At 61.0% G+C, this 22,338-nt stretch carries 16 protein-coding genes and 2 tRNA genes; 16 read left to right on the forward strand and 2 right to left on the reverse strand.

Going from position 1 to position 22,338, the window contains the following annotated elements; translation table 11 throughout:
* Positions 1–41 precede the first annotated feature (41 nt).
* The 5 genes from serA to EM858_RS01545 all read left to right on the forward strand — a co-directional run bounded on the left by serA (position 42) and on the right by EM858_RS01545 (position 6,227).
* A complete protein-coding gene (serA, locus tag EM858_RS01525; RefSeq protein WP_127755578.1) occupies positions 42–1,637 on the forward strand; it encodes a phosphoglycerate dehydrogenase in 1,596 nt (531 codons plus the stop codon).
* Between the two features lie 224 nt (positions 1,638–1,861).
* Positions 1,862–2,950 carry a Tim44 domain-containing protein gene (locus tag EM858_RS01530; protein WP_127755579.1) on the forward strand — a complete coding sequence of 363 codons (1,089 nt, stop codon included), beginning with the start codon at positions 1,862–1,864 and terminating at the stop codon, positions 2,948–2,950.
* 472 nt (positions 2,951–3,422) lie between these two features.
* The gene (gene opgC / locus EM858_RS01535) at positions 3,423–4,613 is read left to right on the forward strand and encodes an OpgC domain-containing protein (RefSeq protein ID WP_127755580.1); all 1,191 of its coding nucleotides are present in this window, start codon (positions 3,423–3,425) and stop codon (positions 4,611–4,613) included.
* A 205-nt stretch (positions 4,614–4,818) separates the two neighbouring features.
* Positions 4,819–6,015 carry a tRNA 2-thiouridine(34) synthase MnmA gene (mnmA, locus tag EM858_RS01540; protein WP_080819497.1) on the forward strand — a complete coding sequence of 399 codons (1,197 nt, stop codon included), beginning with the start codon at positions 4,819–4,821 and terminating at the stop codon, positions 6,013–6,015.
* Positions 6,016–6,150: 135 nt separating this feature from the next.
* Positions 6,151–6,227: transfer RNA gene (locus tag EM858_RS01545), tRNA-Met, on the forward strand.
* Positions 6,228–6,446: 219 nt separating this feature from the next.
* Here EM858_RS01545 and EM858_RS01550 read toward each other — a convergent pair.
* Entirely contained in the window at positions 6,447–6,746 is a 300-nt protein-coding gene (locus EM858_RS01550; RefSeq protein WP_127755581.1) for a hypothetical protein, read from the reverse strand.
* A gap of 289 nt (positions 6,747–7,035) precedes the next feature.
* A tRNA-Gly gene (locus EM858_RS01555) sits at positions 7,036–7,110 on the reverse strand.
* A gap of 253 nt (positions 7,111–7,363) precedes the next feature.
* Here EM858_RS01555 and EM858_RS01560 point away from each other — a divergent pair.
* From EM858_RS01560 to EM858_RS01610, 11 genes are all read left to right on the forward strand, one after another.
* On the forward strand, positions 7,364–7,873 hold the full coding sequence (locus EM858_RS01560; RefSeq protein WP_127755582.1) for a prolyl-tRNA synthetase associated domain-containing protein: 510 nt from the start codon (positions 7,364–7,366) through the stop codon (positions 7,871–7,873).
* A gap of 53 nt (positions 7,874–7,926) precedes the next feature.
* A complete protein-coding gene (gene trxA / locus EM858_RS01565) occupies positions 7,927–8,895 on the forward strand; it encodes a thioredoxin (protein ID WP_035261692.1) in 969 nt (322 codons plus the stop codon).
* A 69-nt stretch (positions 8,896–8,964) separates the two neighbouring features.
* A complete protein-coding gene (locus tag EM858_RS01570; RefSeq protein ID WP_003523264.1) occupies positions 8,965–9,636 on the forward strand; it encodes an LON peptidase substrate-binding domain-containing protein in 672 nt (223 codons plus the stop codon).
* Positions 9,637–9,646: 10 nt separating this feature from the next.
* Positions 9,647–9,835 carry a Trm112 family protein gene (locus tag EM858_RS01575; protein ID WP_003523265.1) on the forward strand — a complete coding sequence of 63 codons (189 nt, stop codon included), beginning with the start codon at positions 9,647–9,649 and terminating at the stop codon, positions 9,833–9,835.
* Positions 9,836–9,953: 118 nt separating this feature from the next.
* Positions 9,954–15,410, forward strand: coding sequence for an alpha-2-macroglobulin family protein (locus EM858_RS01580; RefSeq protein WP_127755583.1), 5,457 nt, complete (start codon positions 9,954–9,956; stop codon positions 15,408–15,410).
* On the forward strand, positions 15,407–17,482 hold the full coding sequence (pbpC, locus tag EM858_RS01585; RefSeq protein WP_164865267.1) for a penicillin-binding protein 1C: 2,076 nt from the start codon (positions 15,407–15,409) through the stop codon (positions 17,480–17,482). The genes EM858_RS01580 and pbpC overlap by 4 nt, the downstream gene beginning before the upstream one ends.
* A gap of 107 nt (positions 17,483–17,589) precedes the next feature.
* A complete protein-coding gene (locus tag EM858_RS01590; protein WP_127755584.1) occupies positions 17,590–17,919 on the forward strand; it encodes a hypothetical protein in 330 nt (109 codons plus the stop codon).
* On the forward strand, positions 17,919–18,845 hold the full coding sequence (locus EM858_RS01595) for a sugar ABC transporter substrate-binding protein (protein WP_162936128.1): 927 nt from the start codon (positions 17,919–17,921) through the stop codon (positions 18,843–18,845). The genes EM858_RS01590 and EM858_RS01595 overlap by 1 nt, the downstream gene beginning before the upstream one ends.
* A gap of 87 nt (positions 18,846–18,932) precedes the next feature.
* A complete protein-coding gene (locus EM858_RS01600) occupies positions 18,933–20,468 on the forward strand; it encodes a sugar ABC transporter ATP-binding protein (RefSeq protein WP_127755585.1) in 1,536 nt (511 codons plus the stop codon).
* A gap of 34 nt (positions 20,469–20,502) precedes the next feature.
* The gene (locus tag EM858_RS01605) at positions 20,503–21,516 is read left to right on the forward strand and encodes an ABC transporter permease (RefSeq protein ID WP_046799878.1); all 1,014 of its coding nucleotides are present in this window, start codon (positions 20,503–20,505) and stop codon (positions 21,514–21,516) included.
* A 57-nt stretch (positions 21,517–21,573) separates the two neighbouring features.
* Positions 21,574–22,329 carry a sulfite exporter TauE/SafE family protein gene (locus tag EM858_RS01610; RefSeq protein WP_236774974.1) on the forward strand — a complete coding sequence of 252 codons (756 nt, stop codon included), beginning with the start codon at positions 21,574–21,576 and terminating at the stop codon, positions 22,327–22,329.
* The last annotated feature ends 9 nt before the right edge of the window (positions 22,330–22,338 follow it).

Below are 22,338 nucleotides of genomic sequence, written 5' to 3' on the forward strand. Positions count from 1 at the left end.
CCGCTTTCAAAACTGCACCGCTTTCAAGGAGCCCGTGAACCATGGCACCTCGCGTACTCGTATCCGACGAACTGTCGGAAACCGCCGTCCAGATCTTCCGCGATCGTGGCGTCGAAGTCGATTTCCAGCCGAAGCTCGGCAAGGACAAGGACAAGCTTGCTGAAATCATCGGTAACTACGATGGTCTCGCCATCCGCTCCGCCACCAAGGCGACCGAAAAGCTGATCGAGGCGGCGACCAACCTCAAGGTCATTGGCCGCGCCGGCATCGGTGTGGACAATGTCGATATCCCGGCCGCCTCGCGCCGCGGCATCATCGTCATGAACACGCCCTTCGGCAACTCCATCACCACAGCCGAACATGCGATTGCGCTGATGTTCGCCGTCGCCCGCCAGCTTCCGGCCGCAGACAGCTCCACGCAGGCCGGCAAGTGGGAAAAGTCGAAATTCATGGGTGTCGAAATCACCGGCAAGACGCTCGGCGTCATCGGTGCCGGCAATATCGGCGGCATCGTCTGCTCGCGGGCCCTGGGCTTGAAGATGCATGTTCTGGCCTACGACCCCTTCCTGTCGCCGGAGCGCGCGCAGGAAATGGGCGTGACCAAGGTTGAGCTGGACGAGCTTCTGGCGCAGGCCGACTTCATCACCCTGCACGTGCCGATGACCGACAAGACGCGCGGCATCCTCAATGCTGAAAATCTTGCCAAGACCAAGAAGGGCGTTCGTATCGTCAACTGCGCCCGTGGCGGTCTGGTGGATGAAGCGGCCCTTGCCGAAGCCATCAAGTCCGGCCATGTCGCCGGTGCCGGTTTCGACGTGTTCGAAGTCGAGCCCGCCACCGAGAGCCCGCTTTTCGGCCTGCCGAATGTCGTCTGCACGCCGCATCTCGGTGCGTCGACCACGGAAGCGCAGGAAAACGTCGCCCTTCAGGTTGCCGAGCAGATGTCGGATTATCTGGTCAAGGGTGCGGTTTCCAACGCCATCAACATGCCGTCGATCACGGCTGAGGAAGCACCGCGCCTGAAGCCTTTCATCCGTCTGGCGGATGTTCTCGGCTCCTTCGTCGGCCAGGTGCAGGAAAGCGCCACCAAGGAAATCGAAATCCTCTATGATGGCGCAACCGCCAGCATGAACACCAAGGCATTGACCAGCGCCCTGCTGGCCGGCCTGATCCGCAGCCAGGTTGCGGATGTAAACATGGTTTCGGCCCCGGTCATGATCAAGGAAAAGGGCATCATCCTCTCCGAGGTCAAGCGCGACAAGACCGGCGTTTACGACGGCTACATCAAGCTGACGGTCAAGACGGAAAACCAGATCCGCTCGGTTGCCGGCACGGTGTTCTCGGATGGCAAGCCGCGCTTCATCCAGATCAAGAACATCAACATGGATGCCGATGTCGGATCGCACATGATCTACATCACCAACACCGACGTTCCCGGCATGATCGGCTTCATGGGCACCACGCTCGGCGAGGCTGGCGTCAACATCGCCAACTTCCAGCTCGGCCGTGAAAAGGAAGGTGGCGACGCCATCGCGCTGCTTTATGTCGACGGCCCGGTTTCCGAAGCCGTGCTCGACAAGCTGCGCGCCAACCCGGCGATCCGCCAGGTGAAGCCGCTGACGTTTAACGTCGACTGATCTTATCGTTCCTCCCAAGGGGACAATAAGGCCCGGCGCAGGGGAGACCCTGTGCCGGGTTTTTCGTTTTTCCAGTGTCTGTTTCGTCGCAAAATACGGGCGACTATCGCATTGGTTGCATATCACAAAAAATTTAAGCCAAGTGCTCTAAAAATGATGATCATGAGTTGCTATATCGCCTGCTGACATGCCGCTCATGGGAGGGCGGCCAACAGGAGATAACGATGTTTGCTGCCTTTCGGCGCTTCAAGGGTTTGTTCGCAGTCGCCGCGCTTGGTATCGCGGTGTCTTTCGTGGCGGTTGATATGGCAGAAGCGCGTCGCGCCAGCGGCGGTTTCGGCAGCCGCGGCACGCGGACCTATTCCGCTCCGCCTTCGACCAGCACCGCGCCCGGCCAGACCGCGCCGATCAACCGCAGCATGACGCCCAACACCAATCAGGCAGCGCCGAACGCTGCTCAGCCGGCCCGTCCGGGCGCGCAGGCGCCGCAGCAGAGCCGCGGCCTGTTCGGCGGCATGATGGGTGGTTTGATGGGCGGCCTCTTGATGGGCGGTCTGTTCGGCATGCTGCTGGGTGGCGGTTTTGGCGGCATGGCCGGTTTCTTCGGCATGCTGTTGCAGGTGGCGTTGATCGGTCTTCTGGTAATGCTCGCCATGCGTTTTTTCGCCTCGCGCCGTCAGGGCCAGCCCGCTTATGGCTCGGCCGGCGGGTCTCAGCGCACGGATCATTCCGGTTCTTCCTATAATGGCGCTTCGCAGGCGGGTTCTGCCGCTTCCTCGTTCAAGATTCCGAAGATCGGCGCGCCGGCCGGCACTGCGGGCGGTGCAGCCGCCGCTGCCGCAACGGCAAAGCCTGCGCCTCATGCCCCCGCGCCTCATGCCAATGCCATGTCGGAAGGCGATGAAATCGGCATTACCCAGGGCGATCTCGAAACTTTCCAGAAAATGCTGGAAGACGTTCAGGCCGCCTATGCCGCCGAGGATTATGGCACATTGCGCAAGCTGACGACGCCGGAAGCCATGTCTTACCTCGCAGAAGAACTGAGCGACAACGCCACGAGCGGCGTAAAAAACGACGTCCGCGATGTGACGCTGCTACAGGGCGACGTCGCCGAAGCATGGCACGAAGAGGGCCAGGATTATGCAACGGTGGCGATGCGTTACTCCGCCATCGACGTGATGCGCGACCGCACCTCCGGCAAGGTGATCGAAGGTGACGAACACCAGCCTTCTGAAGCGGTGGAAATGTGGACCTTCGTTCGCCGCCCCGGAAACGACAACTGGCAGGTGGCCGCCATTCAGGCCGCTGCCTGACGAATCGAAGCGTGTTTAACAAATAAGGCCCGGCGGTTTGGTGACCGCCGGGCCTTTGCTCGTCTCGCTCCCGGAAAGCATGGTCACGCCGACGCTCGCTTAGCCAAAGGGACAGCAAGATGCAGGCAAAAAACGACTGATAAATCTAACGGGTGATATCTCCCCCGCTTATCGGCGGTGAATTCCGCTTCGCCCTGCTATGCAAGGCTTTGAGCCCTGCCTGTTGCGGCATGTTGCCCGCGCATGGCTCATCCGCTTCACGGAATTGCCCTTTTTTATTCATCCGGCATTCAGTCCCTGCATCCTAACCAGAACGCATACACGTCAATGTGACTTTTCGCGCCGGTTCTAAACCGCTTTGGAAAGGGAACCTCAGGCGCAAAACAGCGTTGACAATCCAATCCCCGGCCCCTCCCAAGCCGGGCTGGGTGGCTGGGCAATGCAGGCCCTGCGAGAACGGAGAGCTATCGAGATGAAACGCTTTGACCTGATCGACGGGATGCGTGGTTACTTCCTCGTCTTCATGCTGATCAACCATCTGGTGTTTGCCGGCGGCTTCTGGCTGGTGGAAATCAATCACCGGCAGTTTGCCTTTGTCGAGGACGCCCAGGGCTTCGTGTTCCTGTCCGGCCTGCTGATCGGCATGGTCTATGCGCGCAAGATGATGAAATACGGCTATGACGCCGGCAAGCAGATGATCTGGAACCGGGCGCTGGAACTCTATCGTTACGCGATGGGTCTCGTCATCGCCGTGCTGTTCTTCCGCATGGTCATCCCGCATGCGCCTTACATCTGGTACAACTGGCTTGGCATGACGTCGTTCGACGATCCGCTGCGACTGGCGGCGATTGCGACATTCCTGTTCCAGCCGACCTTCATGGATATTCTGCCGCAATATATCGTCTACATGATCTTTGCGCCGGTGCTGGTGAAGCTCTGCCTCGACGGCAAGTGGGCCTATGTCATGGCCGGCTCCCTGCTGGTCTGGATGGCCGGCCAGCTTGGCCTGCAGCAGATCGTGACGACCCCGCTCAACGAACTCGTGAAGGGTGCGGACCAGCAGGGCATTCGCGTCAGCTTCAACCTGCTCGGCTGGCAGCTCGTATTCTATTCGGCGCTGGTGATGGGCGCGATGACGGCGCAGAACCGCATTCCGTGGAAGGCGATCTTCTCGCCTGAGCATACGTGGCTGCCGAAGGCGGCACTCGTCATCTGCCTATTCTTCATGCCGCTACGCATCGCCACCGCCTGGGGCCTGATGCCGGAATTCATGATGGGCAAATTTTCCACCATGGAAATCCGCGCCGATTTCGGCCCGGTCTATCTCATCAACTTTCTCGCCGTCGGCGTCGGCCTTACCTGGCTGGTGATCGCAGGTCCGAAACACCACCGTCCGCTCGTGCGCTCCATCGCTGAGGGCGTCATCTGGGTGCTGTCGCTGAAGTTCCTGCAATTGCTCGGCCGCCATTCGCTGCAGGTCTATGTCTGGCACGTGGTGATCGTTTATGGAGTCTATTATCTGGATGGCCGCACGGCGGAGCTGTCGCAGCTCAACAAGACGCTGATCGCCTTCACGGCTATCGGATTGCTGGCTCTGCCAGCCCTGTGGCGGGAGCGCGACAGGTGGTTCGGCAGCAGCGGCCAGAAGACGGCCGGCGCCTGAGGGCGGTCCCAGCCCGAATCTGACGGCTTTGCGGGGCGGTTTTCCGCCCCGTACTTGCGTGCGCGGCCATTCCTTTCTATATGCAGCCCTTAAATCCGCAGGATGACGAGACAGGACGGCCCGATTGATGGCCAGGTTTCTCGCGGCGGATGACCGACAGGCGGCGGGGCCTTTACCCCCGTTATGACTGACGATGGGAAAAAACGTGAATACGCTCGATTTTGACAAGAGGCCGGAAGATACCCGGATCGTTGTCGCCATGTCCGGTGGCGTCGATTCTTCGGTGGTGGCCGGTATCCTCAAGCGCGAGGGTTATGATGTCCTCGGCATTACCCTCCAGCTCTATGACCACGGTGCTGCCGTGCACCGCGCGGGCTCCTGTTGCGCGGGGCAGGATATAGACGATGCGCGCCGGGTCTGCGAAACGCTCGGAATTCCCCACTATGTGCTGGATTACGAAGCGCGGTTCCGCGAAACCGTCATCAACCCCTTTGCCGAAGCCTATGCGATGGGTGAAACGCCGATCCCCTGCGTGGCCTGCAACCAGACGGTAAAATTCGCCGATCTGCTCGCTACGGCGCAGGAACTCGGCGCCGATGCGCTGGCGACCGGCCATTACATCCGCTCGCGTCCCAATCCCGTTTCCGGTCAGCCGGGGCGGCGTGCGCTTTATCGGCCGATCGACAGCGACCGCGACCAGAGCTGGTTCCTGTTCGCAACGACGCAGGAACAGATCGACTATCTGCGCTTTCCGCTCGGCGGCCTCTCCAAGGCCGAGACGCGCGCTCTGGCGGAAGATATGGGGCTTGTCGTGGCCAAGAAGGCTGACAGCCAGGACATCTGTTTCGTGCCGCAGGGCAAATATACCGATATCATCAACAAGCTGAAGCCGAATGCGGCATTGGCGGGCGATATCGTCCATCTCGACGGGCGCGTGCTCGGCCGCCACGATGGCATCGTGCATTACACGATCGGCCAGCGCCGCGGCATTGGTGTCGCTACGGGGGAGCCGCTTTATGTCGTGCATCTCGATGCACGGGGCCGCCGGGTCATCGTTGGCCCGCGCGAGGCGCTGGAAACCCGCCGGGTCTATCTGCGTGATATGAACTGGCTGGGCGACGGCGAGTTGGCGAGCGATGCCGGGCAGGGCTTTGCCTGTTTCGCCAAGGTGCGCTCCACCCGCCCGCCGACGGAAGCGGTGCTGCATGCGGATGAAAACGGTATTTATGTGGACCTGATGACCGGGGAGGCCGGTGTCGCTCCCGGTCAGGCCTGCGTGCTTTATTCCGCGCCGGGTGCCGACGCCCGCGTTTACGGCGGCGGTTTCATCGAACGGTCGGAACGCTCGGCGGAAGCCGAGGCGTCGCTGAAGGCGCTTCTGGAAAAGCCGGTTGCCGCCTGAAACCATTCGCTTTTTGCAGCGATGCGGAAAGCGAATTTTTTGCGCATCTTGCGCTTGACACTTTGGGGAGCGGCACCTTATAAGCCGCTCATCCTGATGGAACGGCCGGTCACATGACTGTCACGTTTCCCCTGTGGCGGGGTAGCTCAGGTGGTTAGAGCAGCGGAATCATAATCCGCGTGTCGGGGGTTCAAGTCCCTCTCCCGCTACCACTTTTCTTCATATGAAAAATCCAGATCGCACCATTCTGCGCCCGTGTTTCGTTGCTTTTCCGAGCCGGAGAAACGATTGATCCGATGGTGCTTGCCGGTAAGTTATGCCTAAAAAAAGGGAAACCCGCTTACTGCCAAAATGCAGCCAGCGGGTCTCGACCTCTACCCCCTCCCACAAGGGCGGCTGCACAAAAGCACATTGAATGAATTATGGCAAGATCAAGGCGACCATATTGTTGCTGTTGATGGCCCTGTTCGCCAGTTTAGTGGAGGATGGCAGAGCGTGACCTGTTCCGTGTGCCGCTCGTAAGGGGAGCGATAGGACACGATATTTTCGGTGCAGCGCATTTCTGCGAGATTGGAATAGGTATTTTCGATCCGCTGCGGTTGAGGATGTGTTTTGTGCGGCAAAACCCGTTCCTCACGATAAACCGTCATATCTGCGGCAAAGGATGTGCCTGATATTGACAAGGTGGCGAATGCGGCAATCAAGAGAATTCTTCCAGGATGTGCGGACATGGCTCTTCCCCGCGTTGAACAACGCAGGAGAACGTGCTGTGCACATAAGCTGTTCCAGGGGCACCGGCAAAAAAATGCCCGCTCATGGCGGGCAATCAGAGGGGAACTGAGGTTAGGAGCCTCGGGTCTGAAACGGACATCTTCCGCATAAGTTCCGCTTGCGGAATAATTTCCGTCACGCTTTGCCGACAGGGGGCTGGGCAGGCCGAGTTTCAAGCCCCACGACACGGAACGATGCGACGCGCGCGAACAGGGATACTTTGATAAATATTCTATCTTTAGGGAAATTTGGAGCGGGCGAAGGGATTTGAACCCTCGACCCCAACCTTGGCAAGGTTGTGCTCTACCCCTGAGCTACACCCGCTCAAATCCACCGGTCCGGGGTAGTTCGCTGAACCGTGGGCCGCCAAGCGGCGACGGGCGCTATATCGCTCAATCGATTTTGGAATGCAACAGGGAAATGACAAAAACGCGAAAATTTCTTTGAGAAATGCGACAAGCGGCGGAAATGATTGAGAATTTTTCATCCCGCTGTTTTTTCCTGCGTTGCCAAGCGTCGGTTGCCCGCTTAATCAGGAAACAAGCATAGTGGAATCGGTAGAGGCAGGCGGCAGGATATGGCGGAAAATTCCCAGAAGACGGCATCGGAGCTGTTCGAGTTTCTCGACGGACTCGGCATTTCCCACACCACGAAGCAGCACGAACCGGTGTTTACCGTCGCCGAATCCCAGTCGCTGCGCGACCTCATTCCCGGCGGCCATACAAAGAACCTCTTTGTAAAGGACAAGAAGGATCAGTATTTCGTTCTGACCGTTGACGAAAATGCGGTCGTCGATCTGAAAAGCGTTCACAAGACCATCGGTGCGGCAAGCCGCGTGTCCTTTGGCAGACCGGAAAAGATGCTTGAATATCTGGGCGTCGTGCCGGGCTCGGTAACGGTGTTCGGAGCCATCAACGACACCGACAGGCAGGTCACCTTCGTGCTCGACAGCGGGCTTCTGGAAAACGAGCTGGTCAATGGCCATCCGCTTTCCAACGACCAGACGACAACGATCGCGTCCACGGATCTCATTCGCTTTCTCGAGGCAACCGGACATGCGCCGCTTGTCTTGAAAGTCAGCGAGTGAGATACGATCTTTGCTTCAAATAAGACATATGACAGAGGTTACGGGAGACCGGCATGAGCGGCGAAAATAATCCTTACGGCGGTTCCTATAGCGGGCAGATGACCGCAAGCGCCCATCATAATGGCGAACTGAACGGCGCGGCCTCCGGCCACATCAAGGACACCACGACGGCGGGTTTCTCCAGGGACGTTCTTGAGGAATCGCGTCGCCAGCCGGTTCTGGTGGATTTCTGGGCGCCCTGGTGCGGCCCGTGCAAGCAGCTGACGCCGGTGCTCGAGAAGGTCATCAACGAGGCGAATGGCCGCGTGAAGCTCGTGAAGCTGAATATCGACGACCACCCGTCGATCCCCGGCCAGCTCGGTATCCAGTCCATTCCGGCAATCGTCGCCTTTGCCGACGGCCGGCCGGTGGATGGCTTCATGGGTGCCGTGCCGGAAAGCCAGATCAAGCAGTTCATCGAGAAGATCGCCGGGCCTGATGCGGGCGATCCCAAGGCCGAGATCGAGGCTGTTCTGACGGAGGCGAAGCAGCTTCTGGCGGATGGCGATTTCAACGGTGCGGCGCAGCTTTTCGGCGCCGTCATGCAGGCCGATCCGGAAAATCCGGCCGCGATTGCCGGTATCGCCGAATGCATGATCGCCGCCGGTCAATATGAGCGGGCAAGCGAACTGCTCTCTTCGCTGCCTGCGGAACTCAACGAAGATGCGGGCATTCAGCTCGTTTCGAAAAAGATCGCGCAATATGAGGAAGCCCGCAAGATCGGCGACCCGGTCGCGCTGGAGCGCGAGCTGGCGCTCGATCCCGATCGTCACGAGGCTCGGGTGAAGCTTGCCAAGGTGCTGAATGCTCAAGGGCGGCGCGACGAGGCCGCGGACCATCTGCTTTACGTCATGCGCAAGGACCGGACCTTCGACGATGATGGCGCGCGCCGCCAGCTTCTGGAGTTTTTCGAGGCCTGGGGCTTCAAGGACCCGGCAACCGTTGCCGGCCGCAGGAAGCTTTCGGCGATACTGTTTTCGTAATGCGGGCATATCCCGGCCGCGGCGGTTGATCCGCCGGCCGGGCAGCAGTGAACAGGGGGCTTGATTCCCATGCATGTCGGAAATGCGAGATATGTGAAGAACGACGATCTGCCGGAAACCGTGCCGGTCTTTCCATTGCCAGGCGCGCTGCTTCTACCGGAAGGCCATCTTCCACTCAATATTTTCGAGCCTCGATATCTCGCCATGATCGACTGGGCATTGGCCGGCCATCGCATCATCGGCATGGTGCAGCCCGCCCTGCATGTCATCGAGGCGGGGCTTGAGGGCGGTCCGCTGAGCGCGGTCGGCTGCCTCGGCCGCATCACGTCCTTTTCCGAAACCGGCGATGGCCGTTATATCATCTCGCTCACCGGCGTGTGCCGCTTCCGCCTGCTGGAAGAGGTGGAGGCGGGCAAACCCTACCGCAGCTTCCGGCATGCGCCCTTCATCGCCGATCTTTCCGGCGAATATGACGAGGATGCGGTGGACCGCGAAAACCTGCTCCGGGTATTCCGTTCGTTTCTGGATGCCAACCAGCTGGAAGCCGATTGGGAAAGCGTGGAAAGGGCGGGCAATCGCGTTCTCGTCAATTCGCTTTCCATGATGTCTCCCTTCGGACCGGCTGAAAAACAGGCGCTTCTGGAAGCGCCGGACCTGAAGACGCGGGCCGAAACATTGATCGCCATCACCGAGATCGTTCTTGCCCAGGGATCGGGCGAGGGCGGCAACGTGCTGCAATAGGATCGCCGCCATGGACGACAGGATGAGCAATGTCGATCCCAAGCTGCTGGAGCTGCTGGTTTGCCCTTTGACGAAAGGGCGCCTTGCCTATGACCGCGCCCGCAATGAACTCATCTCCGAAAGCGCGAGGCTCGCTTATCCGATCCGCGATGGCGTGCCGATCATGCTGATTTCGGAAGCGCGCAAAATAGAAGACTGACCTTCCCGCTTGCCCGCCTTTACATATTGCGTGTCGCGAATTGACGAAGATGCGTTGACAACCATGCGTGGATTTGACCAGAGTCCCGCCCGACATGTCTGTTGCGGGGAGAAAACTGATGTCGTTGCGCGCGCTCGTCCGGATTTCGCTGGTTGCGGTCTCAACCGCCCTGTTTTTTCCGCCGGCCATGGCGGCGGAACCCTCCCGCAAGGTTGTTACGACCCAAAATGGCGATTATTTCGGCTTCGATCTCAGAACGGAGCAGAATGTCTCGCTGGAGCAATGCGGCGAGATTTGCGTCGGCGATACCGCCTGCAAGGCCTTTACCTACAATCCCAAGGTGAAATGGTGCTTCCTCAAATCGGATTTCAACCAGCTGAACGCCTTCCCCGGCGCGGTTGCCGGCAAGATCGTGGAAGTGGCCGCGGAAGCCGATATCGGCGCGCCGCAGCGCCTGTCCTTCGTGACCGACAGCCTGCAGCAGGAAGCGCGCCGGCTGAAATCCGGCCTTGCGGCAAATGGCGATGAGGGCGAACAGGGTCTGGAAGCCCTCGTGGAGACGGCGCGGCAGCAGGCAGCCGCAGGCAATATTCCCGATGCGGTCACGACCTATAAACAGGCCCTTGCGATCACACCTGACGATGGTGCGCTCTGGGCGGAATTGTCGGAAAAGGCCGCGCAGGTCACCGATAATTATTCGATAGCGGGACAGGCCGCTTCCGCCGCCATCAACGCTTACCAGCTGAGCCGCACGGTCAGCGCCCGGACCGAGGCCCTGAACCGGCTGGCGAAGGCCTTCGAAAGAACGCAGAATTATCGCGCGGCACTCAATGCCTATAAGGAAAGCCTCGCGCTTACCGACAATGCACAGACCAGGGCGGCCTATGCCGATCTGCGCACGCGTCAGGGTTTCCGCGTCATCAACAATACCGTGGATACGGATAGCGTCAGCCCGCGCGCCTGCGTGCAGTTTTCCGAGCCGCTGGTAAAGAACGGCGTAGACTATTCCTCGTTCATCACGCTGGATGGGGCAGCGCCCAAGGCCATCGAGGCGAAGGGCAGCGAGATTTGCGTGGAAGGCCTGACCCATGGCCAGCGTTACAAGATCGCGTTTCGCGCCGGCCTGCCGTCTTCGGTGGAAGAGCCTCTGGAAAAGCAGGTCGATCTCGATATCTATGTGCGTGACCGCGCCGCCAGCGTGCGCTTCACCGGCGAGAATTTCGTGCTGCCGGGCACGGCGCGCCGCGGTATTCCAATCGTCTCTGTCAATGCCGACAAGGCCGACCTGAAGCTTTATCGCGTCGGCGACCGCAACATCACCTCGCTTCTTTCAAACTCGCAGTTTCTGACGCAGATGGACGGCTACAATGCCGACCGTATCGAAAACGAAATTGGCGAGCTTGTCTGGCAGGGCTCGATCGATATCCAGCCCGATCTCAACAAGGATGTGGTGACGAGCTTCCCGGTGGATGAGGCCCTGCCGGAGCGCAAGCCCGGCATCTATGTGCTGACCGCCGTGCCGCCGGGCACCGCGCCGGAAACCTGGGATTCTCGCGCCACGCAATGGTTCCTGGTTTCCGATACCGGCATCACCACCTATGCCGGAACGGATGGTCTGAATGTCTTTGTCCGTGCACTTGGCAGCGCCAAGCCGCTGGCAGATGTGGATTTGCAGCTGCTCGCCAAGAATAACGAGGTGCTGGGCACCGCGAAGACTGATGCGGACGGCCGCGCGGTGTTCTCGGCTGGCCTGATGCGCGGCACGGCGGCGCAGGCGCCTGCGATCCTGACGGCGCGCAACGGCGACAAGGATTACGTCTTCCTGGACATGACCCGCGCCGGCTTCGATCTTTCGGATCGCGGCGTGACGGGCCGTGCAGCCCCCGGCGCCATCGACGTGTTCAGCTGGACGGAACGCGGTATCTACCGCGCCGGCGAGACCGTGCATGCCGCAGCCCTTGCCCGCGATGTCGACGGCAAGGCAATCGAGGATCTGCCGCTCACTTTCATCTTCTCGCGCCCGGATGGTGTCGAGGACCGGCGTTTCGTCAGCGACGGCAAGGCGCTGGGCGGCCATGCGGTCGATCTGCCGTTGCAGGCAAATGCGATGCGCGGCACCTGGACATTGCGCATCCATACCGATCCGAAAACGCCTGCGATCAGCGAAAAGAGCTTCCTCGTCGATGATTTCGTGCCTGACCGCACCGAGTTCGATCTTTCCAGCAAGGCAAAGCAGATCGACCCCGGCGCGGAAACGACAATCGATGTCGATGGCCGTTATCTCTATGGCGCGCCCGCTGCCGGCCTGACGCTGGAAGGCGAGGTTGCCATCAAACCGACGCGCACCAGCGCCGATTTCGAAGGTTATTTCTTCGGTCTGGCCGATGAGGAGAGCGAAGAGGAAAACCGCACCGCGCTTGCCGATCTGCCGGCGCTGGATGAAGAGGGTAAGGCGAGCTTCAATGTCGATCTGACCGACCTGCCGTCCACCACGCAGCTTCTTTCCGCCAACATCACCGTGCGCATGCGCGAGGCCGGCGGCCGCGCCGTAGAGCGCTCCCTGACGCTGCCCATCAAGGCTGAAGCGCCGGTCATCGGCATCAAACCGCAATTTTCCGGCGATCTCGCCCAGAACTCCGTTGGCCGTTTCCACATCATCGGTGTCAGTGCCGAAGGTGCCAAACAGGCGATGAGCGGCCTCAACTGGAAGCTCATCAAGGTCGAGCGGAACTATCAATGGTATCGTCAGGGCAATTCCTGGCGTTACGAGCCGGTGGAATATACCAAGCAGCAGGAAGCAGGCACGCTTTCGGTCGATGCCAATGGCGGCGAGATTTCCGTGCCTGTCACCTGGGGCCGCTACCGGCTGGAAGTGGAGGGCGCCGGCAATGGCGCGCCTGTTTCCAGCGTTGAGTTCGATGCCGGTTTTTATGTCGAGGCAAGCTCGACGGAAACGCCGGATGCGCTGGAAATCGCTCTCGACAAACAGAGCTACAAGATCGGCGATACGGCCAAACTCAAGGTTTCCTCGCGTTTTGCCGGCGAGTTGATGGTGACTTCCGGTTCGGAAAAGCTGATTGCCGTGCAGAATGCCGAGATCGGCGAGGATGGCGGCGAGATCGACATTCCCGTCACCGAGGAATGGGGTGCGGGCGCTTATGTAACAGCCACGCTGTTCCGTCCCGGCGATGCGCAGGAAAGCCGTATGCCGATGCGCGCCATCGGCATCAAATGGCTTGCCGTCGATCCGGCCGAGCGCAAACTTGCCGTCACGCTCGGCGCGCCGCAGAAAACGCTGCCGCGCCAGCCGCTTGAAATTCCGATCACCGTTGCGGGCGCTGGCGTGGGCGAAAAGGCCTATGCCATCGTTGCGGCCGTCGATGTCGGCATATTGAACCTTACCCGCTATGAGCCGCCAAAGCCGGATGAATGGTATTTCGGCCAGCGCCGGCTGGGGCTGGAAATCCGCGACCTCTATGGCCGCCTGATCGACGGTTCGCTCGGCGCCACCGGCCGGCTGCGCACCGGCGGTGATGGCGGGCAGGCAGCACTTCAGGGCAGCCCGCCCACGGAAAAGCTCGTGGCCTTCTTTGCCGGTCCGGTCGAACTCGACGCAGACGGCAAGGCGACGGTCAGCTTCGATATCCCGCAGTTCAACGGCACGGCCCGCATCATGGCGGTGGCCTGGACGAAGACAGGCGTGGGACATGCCGTCTCCGACGCCATCATTCGTGATCCTGTCGTCGTCACGGCCAGCGCGCCGAAATTCCTCGCCCCCGGCGATATCTCGCAATTGCGGCTCGACATCGCCAATACGGATGGCGAGGCCGGCGATTACCGGCTGGATGTGACCAGCAATACGGCATTGACGGTCGATCAGGGTGAGATGACGCAAACTCTCGCGCTTCAGAAAGGCGGCAAGTCTTCGCTGACGGTGCCGCTGACGGGTGAACAGCCCGGCAATGGCGCGATCACCATCAAGGTTTCCAATGCCGCCGGTCTTTCACTGGAGCAGGTTCTGAACGTGCCGGTGCGTCCGGCCGTTCTGCCGGTGACGACGCGGCGCGAAATCAAGATCGCGCCCAATAGCAGCCTGACGATCAACGGCGATCTTCTGGCCGACAGCATGCTTCTCGGCTCGTCCGTCGCCGTCAACGTCACGCGCTCGCCGGCTTTCGATATTCCGGCGCTGGTGATGATGCTGGACAAATATCCCTACGGCTGCGCCGAGCAGACGACGAGCCGCGCTTTGCCGCTGCTTTACGTTTCGGAACTGACGAAGGATAGCGGCCTTGCAGAAGACCCCGACACCCGCCGGCGGGTGCAGGAGGCGATCTACCGTGTGCTGTCCTTCCAGTCGAGTTCCGGCAGCTTCGGCCTCTGGTCGCCGGGTTACGGCGATCTGTGGCTCGATGCCTATATCAGCGACTTCCTGACCCGCGCCCGCGAGCAGAATTACGATGTTCCCGAAGCCGCCATGGTGCAGGCGCTGAACAACCTGCAAAACGGTCTTTCCTATGACAGCAACGTCAAGGATCGCGGCAACGAGATCGCCTATTCGCTCTATGTGCTGGCGCGCAACCGCAAGGCGGCGATCAACGATCTGCGTTATTACGCGGATACGGCGCTGGCCGATTTCCCGACGCCGCTCGCCAAGGCGCAGGTTGCCGCCGCCCTTTCGCTTTATGGCGATCAGGCCCGTTCGAAGGCCGTATTCGGCGCTTCGCTCGACATGGCAAACCGCACCACCAATGTCAGCTTCTCGCGCGCGGATTATGGCTCCGCCCTGCGTGACGGCGCGGCGACGCTGGCGCTTGCGGCGGAAAGCCGGCCGGTTCCGGCCGTCGTGCCGCAGCTTGCCGGTGCGGTGGCCAAGGAATGGGAAAAGAAGCCCTATACCAGCACCCAGGAACAGGCATGGATGCTGCTTGCCGCCCGCGCCGTGAAAGGCGAGGACAAGGATATCCGTCTCGATGTGAACGGCGATCTGCAGACCGGCGGCTTCGGCAAGCGGATGAGCGGCGATGAATTGCTGGCCGCACCCTTGAAGATCGCCAATGCCTCGGCCGATCCGGTCACGGCCGTCGTCACCACGGTGGCGCCGCCGGCGCAGCCGCTTGCGGCGGGCGGCGAAGGCTTCGCCATTACCCGCACCTATTATTCCATGGATGGTGAGGAGGTGAACCCGAGCGAGGTGATCCAGAACGAGCGTTATGTCGTGGTGCTGAATGTGGTGCCGCGAAATAACTGGCAGTCGCGCATTCTGGTAACAGACCTGTTGCCCTCCGGTTTCGAAATCGACAATCCGAGCCTCGTCAATTCGGCAGCGCTTTCGAATTTCGACTGGCTGCCGGAAACGGAAGCGGCGCATACGGAATTCCGCTACGACCGTTTCGTGGCGGCCTTCGACCGCTCCGCCGGCGACAGTTCGGAAATTGCGCTGGCCTATGTGGTCCGTGCCGTCACCCCCGGCACCTACGATCATCCGGCAGCTTCGGTTGAGGATATGTACCGGCCGCAATTTGCCGCCCGCACGGCAACCGGCCGCATGGAGGTGCGCTCGGCAAACCCATGAGGCGGAAGAGGGCGATCATTGTCGGCATCATGACGGCCGCGCTGCTTATGGGCGGCGCGGCCTTTGGTCTTGATGCGCTGGACAAGGCCTATCCGCCGCCGCTGGACGCTGCGCAGCAACGATCCTTCGAGGTTCTGGATCGTGACGGCAAGCTTTTGCGCGCTTTTGCGACACCCGATGGCCGCTGGCGGCTGAAAACTACGGCCGCCGAAGTCGACCCACAGTTCCTGCGCATGCTGGTGGCCTATGAAGACCAGCGTTTTTATGAGCATCACGGGGTCGATCCCTGGGCGCTTTTGCGCTCCGCCTGGCAATTGGCCAGCAACGGCCGGATCGTTTCCGGCGCATCGACGCTTTCCATGCAGGTGGCGCGGTTGATCGAGCCGCGCGCCGACCGGTCGTTTTCGGCGAAATTCCTGCAGGCCGCGCGCGCGCTTCAGATCGAGAGACGGCTGAGCAAAGCGGAGATCCTCGATCTCTATCTGAATATCGCGCCCTATGGCGGCAATCTTGAAGGCATTCGCGCCGCAAGCCTCGCCTGGTTCGGCAAGGAACCGGGCCGGCTCGATACGGCGGAAGCAGCCCTTTTGGTGGCGCTGCCGCAATTGCCGGAAAAGCGACGTCCGGATCGTTTTCCGGAGGCGGCGACGCAGGCGCGGGAGCGTGTGCTGCAACGGCTTGCCGTCGAACGCGTGGTGGGTGAGGGGGAGGCGGAACGGTCGGCGCTTGCGAATGTGCCCGCCAACCGGCGGGACCTGCCGGCCTATGCGCCGCATATGGCCGTCGCCGCACGGATGAAATTCCCGAATACCGCCGAAGTACGCTCCACGCTGAAGCTGCCGATCCAGCGGGAGCTGGAGGGTGTTGCCCGCCATGCGGCAGAAAAGCTTGGCGACAGGGTCTCCGTCGCCATCGTCATGGCCGATGCGCAGAGCGGCGATATTCTGGCGGAAGTGGGTTCGGCGGATTATCTCGATACGGCAAGACGCGGTTTTGTGGAGATGAGCCGGGCCGTTCGCTCGCCGGGCTCCACCCTCAAGCCGTTTATCTACGGCCTTGCCTTCGAAGACGGTCTTGTCGGGCAGGAAACCATCATCGAGGATCGCCCGGCCGACTTTTCCGGTTACAGGCCGCGCAATTTCGACATGCATTATCAAGGCGATGTCAGCATCCGGCAGGCGCTGCAACTGTCGCTCAACGTGCCTGCCGTCAAGCTGCTCGATGCCGTCAGCCCCTCGGCGCTGATGGTGCGGTTCCGGCGGGTGGGCGTCAAACTCGTGCTTCCCGCCAATGAAGCGCCCGGGCTTGCCATAGCCCTTGGCGGCGCGGGTATTTCGCTGGTCGATCTGGTGCAGCTCTATGCGGGGCTGGCCGGCGGCGATCCCGTGCGGCTTGGAGACGGCGTCCGCTCGGACCCGGAACGGCTGGAGGGCGACCGTTTGTTCTCCGATGCCGCGATCTGGAATGTCTCCGACATCCTCTCCGGCGTGCTGCCGCCGCTCGGCATGAAACAGCGCGGCATCGCCTACAAGACCGGCACCAGCTATGGCTATCGCGATGCCTGGTCGGTGGGGTATGACGGGCGGCATGTGGTCGGCGTCTGGGTCGGTCGGGCCGACAATGGCGCGGTGCCGGGCATTGCCGGTTATGCGACGGCCGCCCCGATCCTGTTCGAGGCTTTCGAAAAATCCGGCGTGGCGATCACGCCGATGCCTGCCGCGCCTTCCGGCGTCGCGCGGGTCGCGGTCAATGACCTCCCCGCCAACCAGCGGCGTTTCACCACGACGGCCAGCGGCCTGCTTTCTGCTTCAAGACGTGAGAGCGCCCCGCGCATCGTTTACCCGCCGGAAGGCGCGCGCGTGGAGCTTTCCGGCCAGTCGGGCATCTCGCCGTTGGTACTGAAGCTGCAGGGCGGGCGCGCACCTTTCCGCTGGCTCGCCAATGGTTTGCCCTTGCCGAACGCGTCCCATCGCCGCAACAGCGAATGGCGGCCGGAAGGCCAGGGATTTTCCACACTCACGGTGATCGATGCCGATGGTCGCGCCTCGAGCGTGCGGGTTTTCGTCGAGTGAATTTCTGCGGCCAGACGGTGCCCGCTTTCATCTGATCTTGTTCAAAAGGAACGTAGTCCCACGGTTGCGCCCCGCGAAGCCGTGGGCACCTGGTACTGGCGCCCCTCATGGCCTTGGGTCCGCGAGTGAAATTCTGGAAATTTTATTGCCGTATAAAAATTCTGCAATTTTTGTTGCGAATTCCGTTCCATCCCGTTATGTTGAAACTGCAGCCGGAAAATGCCGGCCGCATGGGAGAGACGGGCGCAGCATTGAAGCTGCGCGCAAACGGTGCTGCCGTTTCGGCTGATCGAAAGGACATGACCTCGCTTGAGGCGGATTGTGCTGCTGCATCCGTCAAGGCGAAGTCATGCCCTGGAGATGGCCGGGAAGCGTCGGTTTGGGTGGTCGCACACATTCGTCACGTGCGGGAAAAAGAGGAGGAGAAAATCTCGTGATCAAAAAAATCGCAATCACAACCGCATTCTGCGCCCTGATGGCAAGTGCCGCCCATGCCGAAAAAATTGGCGTGGCGATGTCGCTGTTCGACGATAATTATCTCACCGTATTGCGTCACAATATCCAGCGCCACGCCAAGGACCTCGGCGTTGAAGTCCAGATGGAAGATGCGCAGGGCGATATCGCCCGGCAGCAGTCGCAGATCGAAAACTTCGTGGCGGCCGGGGTTGATGGCATCATCACCATGCTGGTGGATGCGGATTCCGGCAAGGCCATGTCGAAGATCGCCGATCAGGCGGGCATTCCGCTCGTCTTCGTGAACATGCTTCCGGCCAATATGGAAAAATTCCCGGAAAAGCAGGCATGGGTCGGCTCCAATGAGGAACAGGCCGGTGAATTGCAGGCGACCGAGGTTTGCAAGCTTGCCGGCGGCAAGGGCGAGGCCGTCATTCTGATGGGCCAGCTCGGCACCACGGGCCAGCGCGGCCGTACTGCCGCTGCGGAACGCGTCCTCAAAAGCGATGCCTGCAAGGGCATCAAGGTGCTGGACGCACAGACCGCGAACTGGATGCGCACTCCGGCCATGGATTTGATGGCGAACTGGATCACATCCGGAATGAAGCCCAGCATCGTGCTCGGAAACAATGACGAAATGGCGCTCGGCGCAATCCAGGCGCTCAAATCCTCCGGCATCAGCATGAAAGACGTCGTCGTTGCCGGTGTCGATGCGACGCAGGATGCGCTGGCGGCCATGGAAGCGGGTGACCTCGACGTCACGGTCTATCAGTCCGCCAAGGGCCAGGGCGAAGGGTCTCTCGAGACCGTACTGAAAATCGCGCGCGGCGAAAAATTCGAGCAGAAGGTGGATGTGCCCTTCGAACTCGTCACCCCCGCCAATGTCGCTCAATACAAGTCCAGCAACTGATTTGCAGCCGGCGGCCGGGCGGTTCCCCCGGTCGCCGGCACGGCAAATCATGGCCCGGCCGATGGCCGGATGAAGGACGGGTGAGATATGATTTCCACGACCACCTTAGAGGCGATCGAACGCTTCAAGCAGACTATTGGACCTTATCTTCTCGAAATCGAGGGGGTGCGGAAGGAGTTTCCGGGCGTCGTTGCACTGGATGACGTCCAGTTCCGGCTGCGTCCCGGTTCCGTGCATGCGCTGATGGGCGAAAACGGCGCCGGCAAGTCGACGCTCATGAAGATCATCGCCGGAATTTACAGCCCCGATGCCGGCACCGTTCGGCTGCGGGGGGAAGAGGTTCGCCTGAAAAGTCCGCGCGATGCGCTGGAGCGCGGCATCGCCATGATCCATCAGGAACTGGCCCTGATGGACTGGATGACGGTGGCGGAAAATATCTGGATCCGCCGCGAACCGAAAAACCGTCTTGGCCTCATAGATCATGCGCAAATGTTTGCTGAGACAAAGGCGCTGTTCGAGCAGCTGAAGATCAATATCGATCCGGCGGCGGAGGTCAGCACGCTGACGGTGGCGCAGCGGCAGATGGTCGAAATCGCCAAGGCCGTCAGTTACCAGTCCAGCGTGCTCATCATGGATGAGCCGACATCGGCGCTTACGGAGTCCGAGGTCGCGCATCTTTTCGATATCATCCGCGATCTGCGGTCACGCAATATCGGCATCGTCTACATCACCCACAAGATGAACGAGCTGTTCGAGATCGCCGACGAGTTTTCGGTGTTCCGCGACGGGCGATATGTCGGAACCCATGCGAGCGCCGATGTCACGCGCGACGACATCATAAAAATGATGGTCGGACGCGAGATCACCAATATGTTTCCCAAGCAGGAGGCATCGATCGGCGACGTGGTTCTCGAGGTCCGCGATCTCGGCTTGTCCGGCGTTTTCCGCGGTATTTCCTTCGATCTGCATCGTGGCGAAATACTCGGCGTGGCGGGGCTGGTGGGATCCGGTCGTTCCAACGTCGCCGAAGCGATTTTCGGTGTGGTGCCGGCGAGCGAAGGGACCATCCGCATCAACGGCGCCCCGGTCACGATCCACTCGCCGGCGGATGCGATGCGCAGGGGCATGGCGCTGCTGACGGAAGACCGCAAGGCAACCGGCTGTTTTCTGCCGCTCTCGATCCTCGAAAACATGCAGATCGCGGCCCTCCAGAATGGCCATGCCGCGATGGGTTATGTTGATGAGCGCGGTTTGACGGTGCTGTGCAACGACATGAAGAAGGCGCTGCGCATCAAGACGCCCGATCTCGACGAGCGGATCGAAAACCTGTCCGGCGGCAACCAGCAGAAGGTGCTGATCGCCCGCTGGCTTCTGACGAAACCGGCAATCCTCATTCTCGACGAACCGACGCGCGGCATCGATGTCGGCGCCAAGGCGGAAATCCATCGCCTGATTTCCAGTCTGGCGAAGGAAGGTGTCGCCGTCATCATGATCTCGTCGGAACTGCCGGAGGTTCTCGGCATGTCCGACCGGATTGTCGTGATGCATGAGGGGCATATGACCGGGATTCTCGATCGCGCCGAAGCGAACCAAGTCAAAATCATGGAACTGGCGGCCCGCTGAGGCTGCGACGGCGGTAATGCCGGGGAGGAAAATCATGGATAGCGTACAGACCGAACCGGTCGAACGGAAAAGGCGGAAGCTCCCGCAGGAACTGAATATTCTGACCGTGCTGATCGGCGTCGCCCTTGTGTTTGAGTTGCTCGGCTGGTTCGTGCAGGGGCAGAGCTTTCTCGGCAGTCCGCAGCGCCTGACGATCATGATCCTGCAGGTCTCCGTCGTCGGCATCATCGCCGTCGGGGTAACCCAGGTCATCATCACCGGCGGCATTGACCTCAGTTCCGGCTCGGTGGTGGCGATGACGGCCATGATCGCCATGAGTTTTGCGCAAAGCAGTGATTTCGCCCGGGCGATCTATCCGGCGCTCACCGATATGCCCGTGGTGGTGCCACTGGCCGTCGGCCTCGGTCTCGGCCTGATCGCCGGCATCGTCAACGGCATGCTCATCGCGGTGACGGGAATACCGCCCTTCATCGCCACACTCGGCATGATGGTGACCGCACGCGGCATCGCCAAGTGGTATACGAAGGGGCAGCCGATCTCCTTCCCGACGGAGAGCTTCGCGTCGATCGGCTCGGGCGCATGGCCTGTCGTCATCTTCCTGCTTGTCGCCGTCACCTTCCACATTGCCCTGCGTTATACGCGTTATGGCAAGTTCACCTATGCGATCGGCGCGAACATGCAGGCGGCCCGGGTGTCCGGCATCAATGTCCAGCTGCATCTGGTCAAGGTCTATGCCATTGCCGGCCTGCTAGCGGGCCTCGCCGGCATCGTCACCGCTGCCCGTGCGGAAACGGCGCAGGCCGGCATGGGCATGATGTATGAACTCGACGCCATCGCTGCGGCGGTCATCGGCGGCACATCCCTTTCCGGCGGGCGGGGACGCATTTTCGGCACCGTTATCGGCACGGTGATCCTCGGTCTGATGATGTCGGGCTTCACATTTCTGCGTGTGGATGCTTACTATCAGGAAATCGTCAAGGGACTGATCATCGTCAGCGCGGTCGTCGCTGATGTCTACCGTCAAAAAGCCCGGCTCAGGAAGGGCTGATATTCATGCGCGCGGTGCCCCGGCAGGGGTGCCGGCGGCAATGCCGGGGAGATGCACTTGAACCTTTTCAACTCTCCTCTGGAACTGGGCGTCACCGTGCTTGCCGTCGTGCTGGTCGGGCTTTCTAAGGGCGGGCTCGGCGGCATGAGCCTGCTTGGCGTGCCGCTGATGGCGCTGGTGATGTCGCCGGTCACGGCGGCCGCCATCCTGCTGCCCATTCTGGTGGTCATGGACATGGTCGGCGTGGCCGCCTGGCGCAAATGGGTCGACTGGCGGATCATGCGCCAGCTTCTGCCGGCAGCCGTTCTCGGCATCGGGCTTGGATGGATGACCGCCGAGATCACCTCGGATGCCGTGGTGCGCCTGATTGTCGGCCTTGTCTCGGCCGTGTTCGTGCTGCGCGTCGTGCTTTCAAGGGGCGTCCTGGTGACGGTTGCGAAGGAGCGGCCGATGGCGGGACGGTTCTGGAGCCTGCTTGCGGGTTACACCAGTTTCGTCGCCCATGCGGGTTCGCCGCCGCTGCAGGTCTATCTGCTGCCGCTTCGCATGGATCCGAAGGTTTTCACCGGCACCAATGTGATGTTCTTCGCCATCACCAATGTGCTGAAACTCGTGCCCTATGCGGCTCTCGGCGGTTTCGGCGCGCAGAATCTCGGCCGCGCCGCCCTGATGGTGCCGTTGGCTATCGTCTCCACATGGCTTGGCGCCTGGACGGTGCGCCATATGCGCGCCTCGATCTTTTATCCGCTGACCTATGTGTCCGTGGCGCTGGTGGCGGTGAAGCTGATCTGGGACGGCGTGACGGGGCTTTGAGTGTGAGTG

The organism is Agrobacterium sp. CNPSo 2736 (assembly GCF_004005385.1).
Taxonomy (GTDB): domain Bacteria; phylum Pseudomonadota; class Alphaproteobacteria; order Rhizobiales; family Rhizobiaceae; genus Agrobacterium; species Agrobacterium leguminum.

What these genes read in the sequence shown, in the direction of transcription:
- EM858_RS01570 (WP_003523264.1), top strand. Translation starts at nt 8,965, where the DNA reads ATGCATGTCGGAAATGCGAGATATGTGAAGAACGACGATCTGCCGGAA.
- EM858_RS01590 (WP_127755584.1), top strand. Translation starts at nt 17,590, where the DNA reads ATGGCCTTGGGTCCGCGAGTGAAATTCTGGAAATTTTATTGCCGTATA.
- EM858_RS01530 (WP_127755579.1), top strand. Translation starts at nt 1,862, where the DNA reads ATGTTTGCTGCCTTTCGGCGCTTCAAGGGTTTGTTCGCAGTCGCCGCG.
- EM858_RS01560 (WP_127755582.1), top strand. Translation starts at nt 7,364, where the DNA reads ATGGCGGAAAATTCCCAGAAGACGGCATCGGAGCTGTTCGAGTTTCTC.
- pbpC (WP_164865267.1), top strand. Translation starts at nt 15,407, where the DNA reads ATGAGGCGGAAGAGGGCGATCATTGTCGGCATCATGACGGCCGCGCTG.
- EM858_RS01575 (WP_003523265.1), top strand. Translation starts at nt 9,647, where the DNA reads ATGGACGACAGGATGAGCAATGTCGATCCCAAGCTGCTGGAGCTGCTG.
- EM858_RS01580 (WP_127755583.1), top strand. Translation starts at nt 9,954, where the DNA reads ATGTCGTTGCGCGCGCTCGTCCGGATTTCGCTGGTTGCGGTCTCAACC.
- EM858_RS01600 (WP_127755585.1), top strand. Translation starts at nt 18,933, where the DNA reads ATGATTTCCACGACCACCTTAGAGGCGATCGAACGCTTCAAGCAGACT.
- opgC (WP_127755580.1), top strand. Translation starts at nt 3,423, where the DNA reads ATGAAACGCTTTGACCTGATCGACGGGATGCGTGGTTACTTCCTCGTC.
- serA (WP_127755578.1), top strand. Translation starts at nt 42, where the DNA reads ATGGCACCTCGCGTACTCGTATCCGACGAACTGTCGGAAACCGCCGTC.
- trxA (WP_035261692.1), top strand. Translation starts at nt 7,927, where the DNA reads ATGAGCGGCGAAAATAATCCTTACGGCGGTTCCTATAGCGGGCAGATG.
- EM858_RS01550 (WP_127755581.1), bottom strand. Translation starts at nt 6,746, where the DNA reads ATGTCCGCACATCCTGGAAGAATTCTCTTGATTGCCGCATTCGCCACC.
- EM858_RS01605 (WP_046799878.1), top strand. Translation starts at nt 20,503, where the DNA reads ATGGATAGCGTACAGACCGAACCGGTCGAACGGAAAAGGCGGAAGCTC.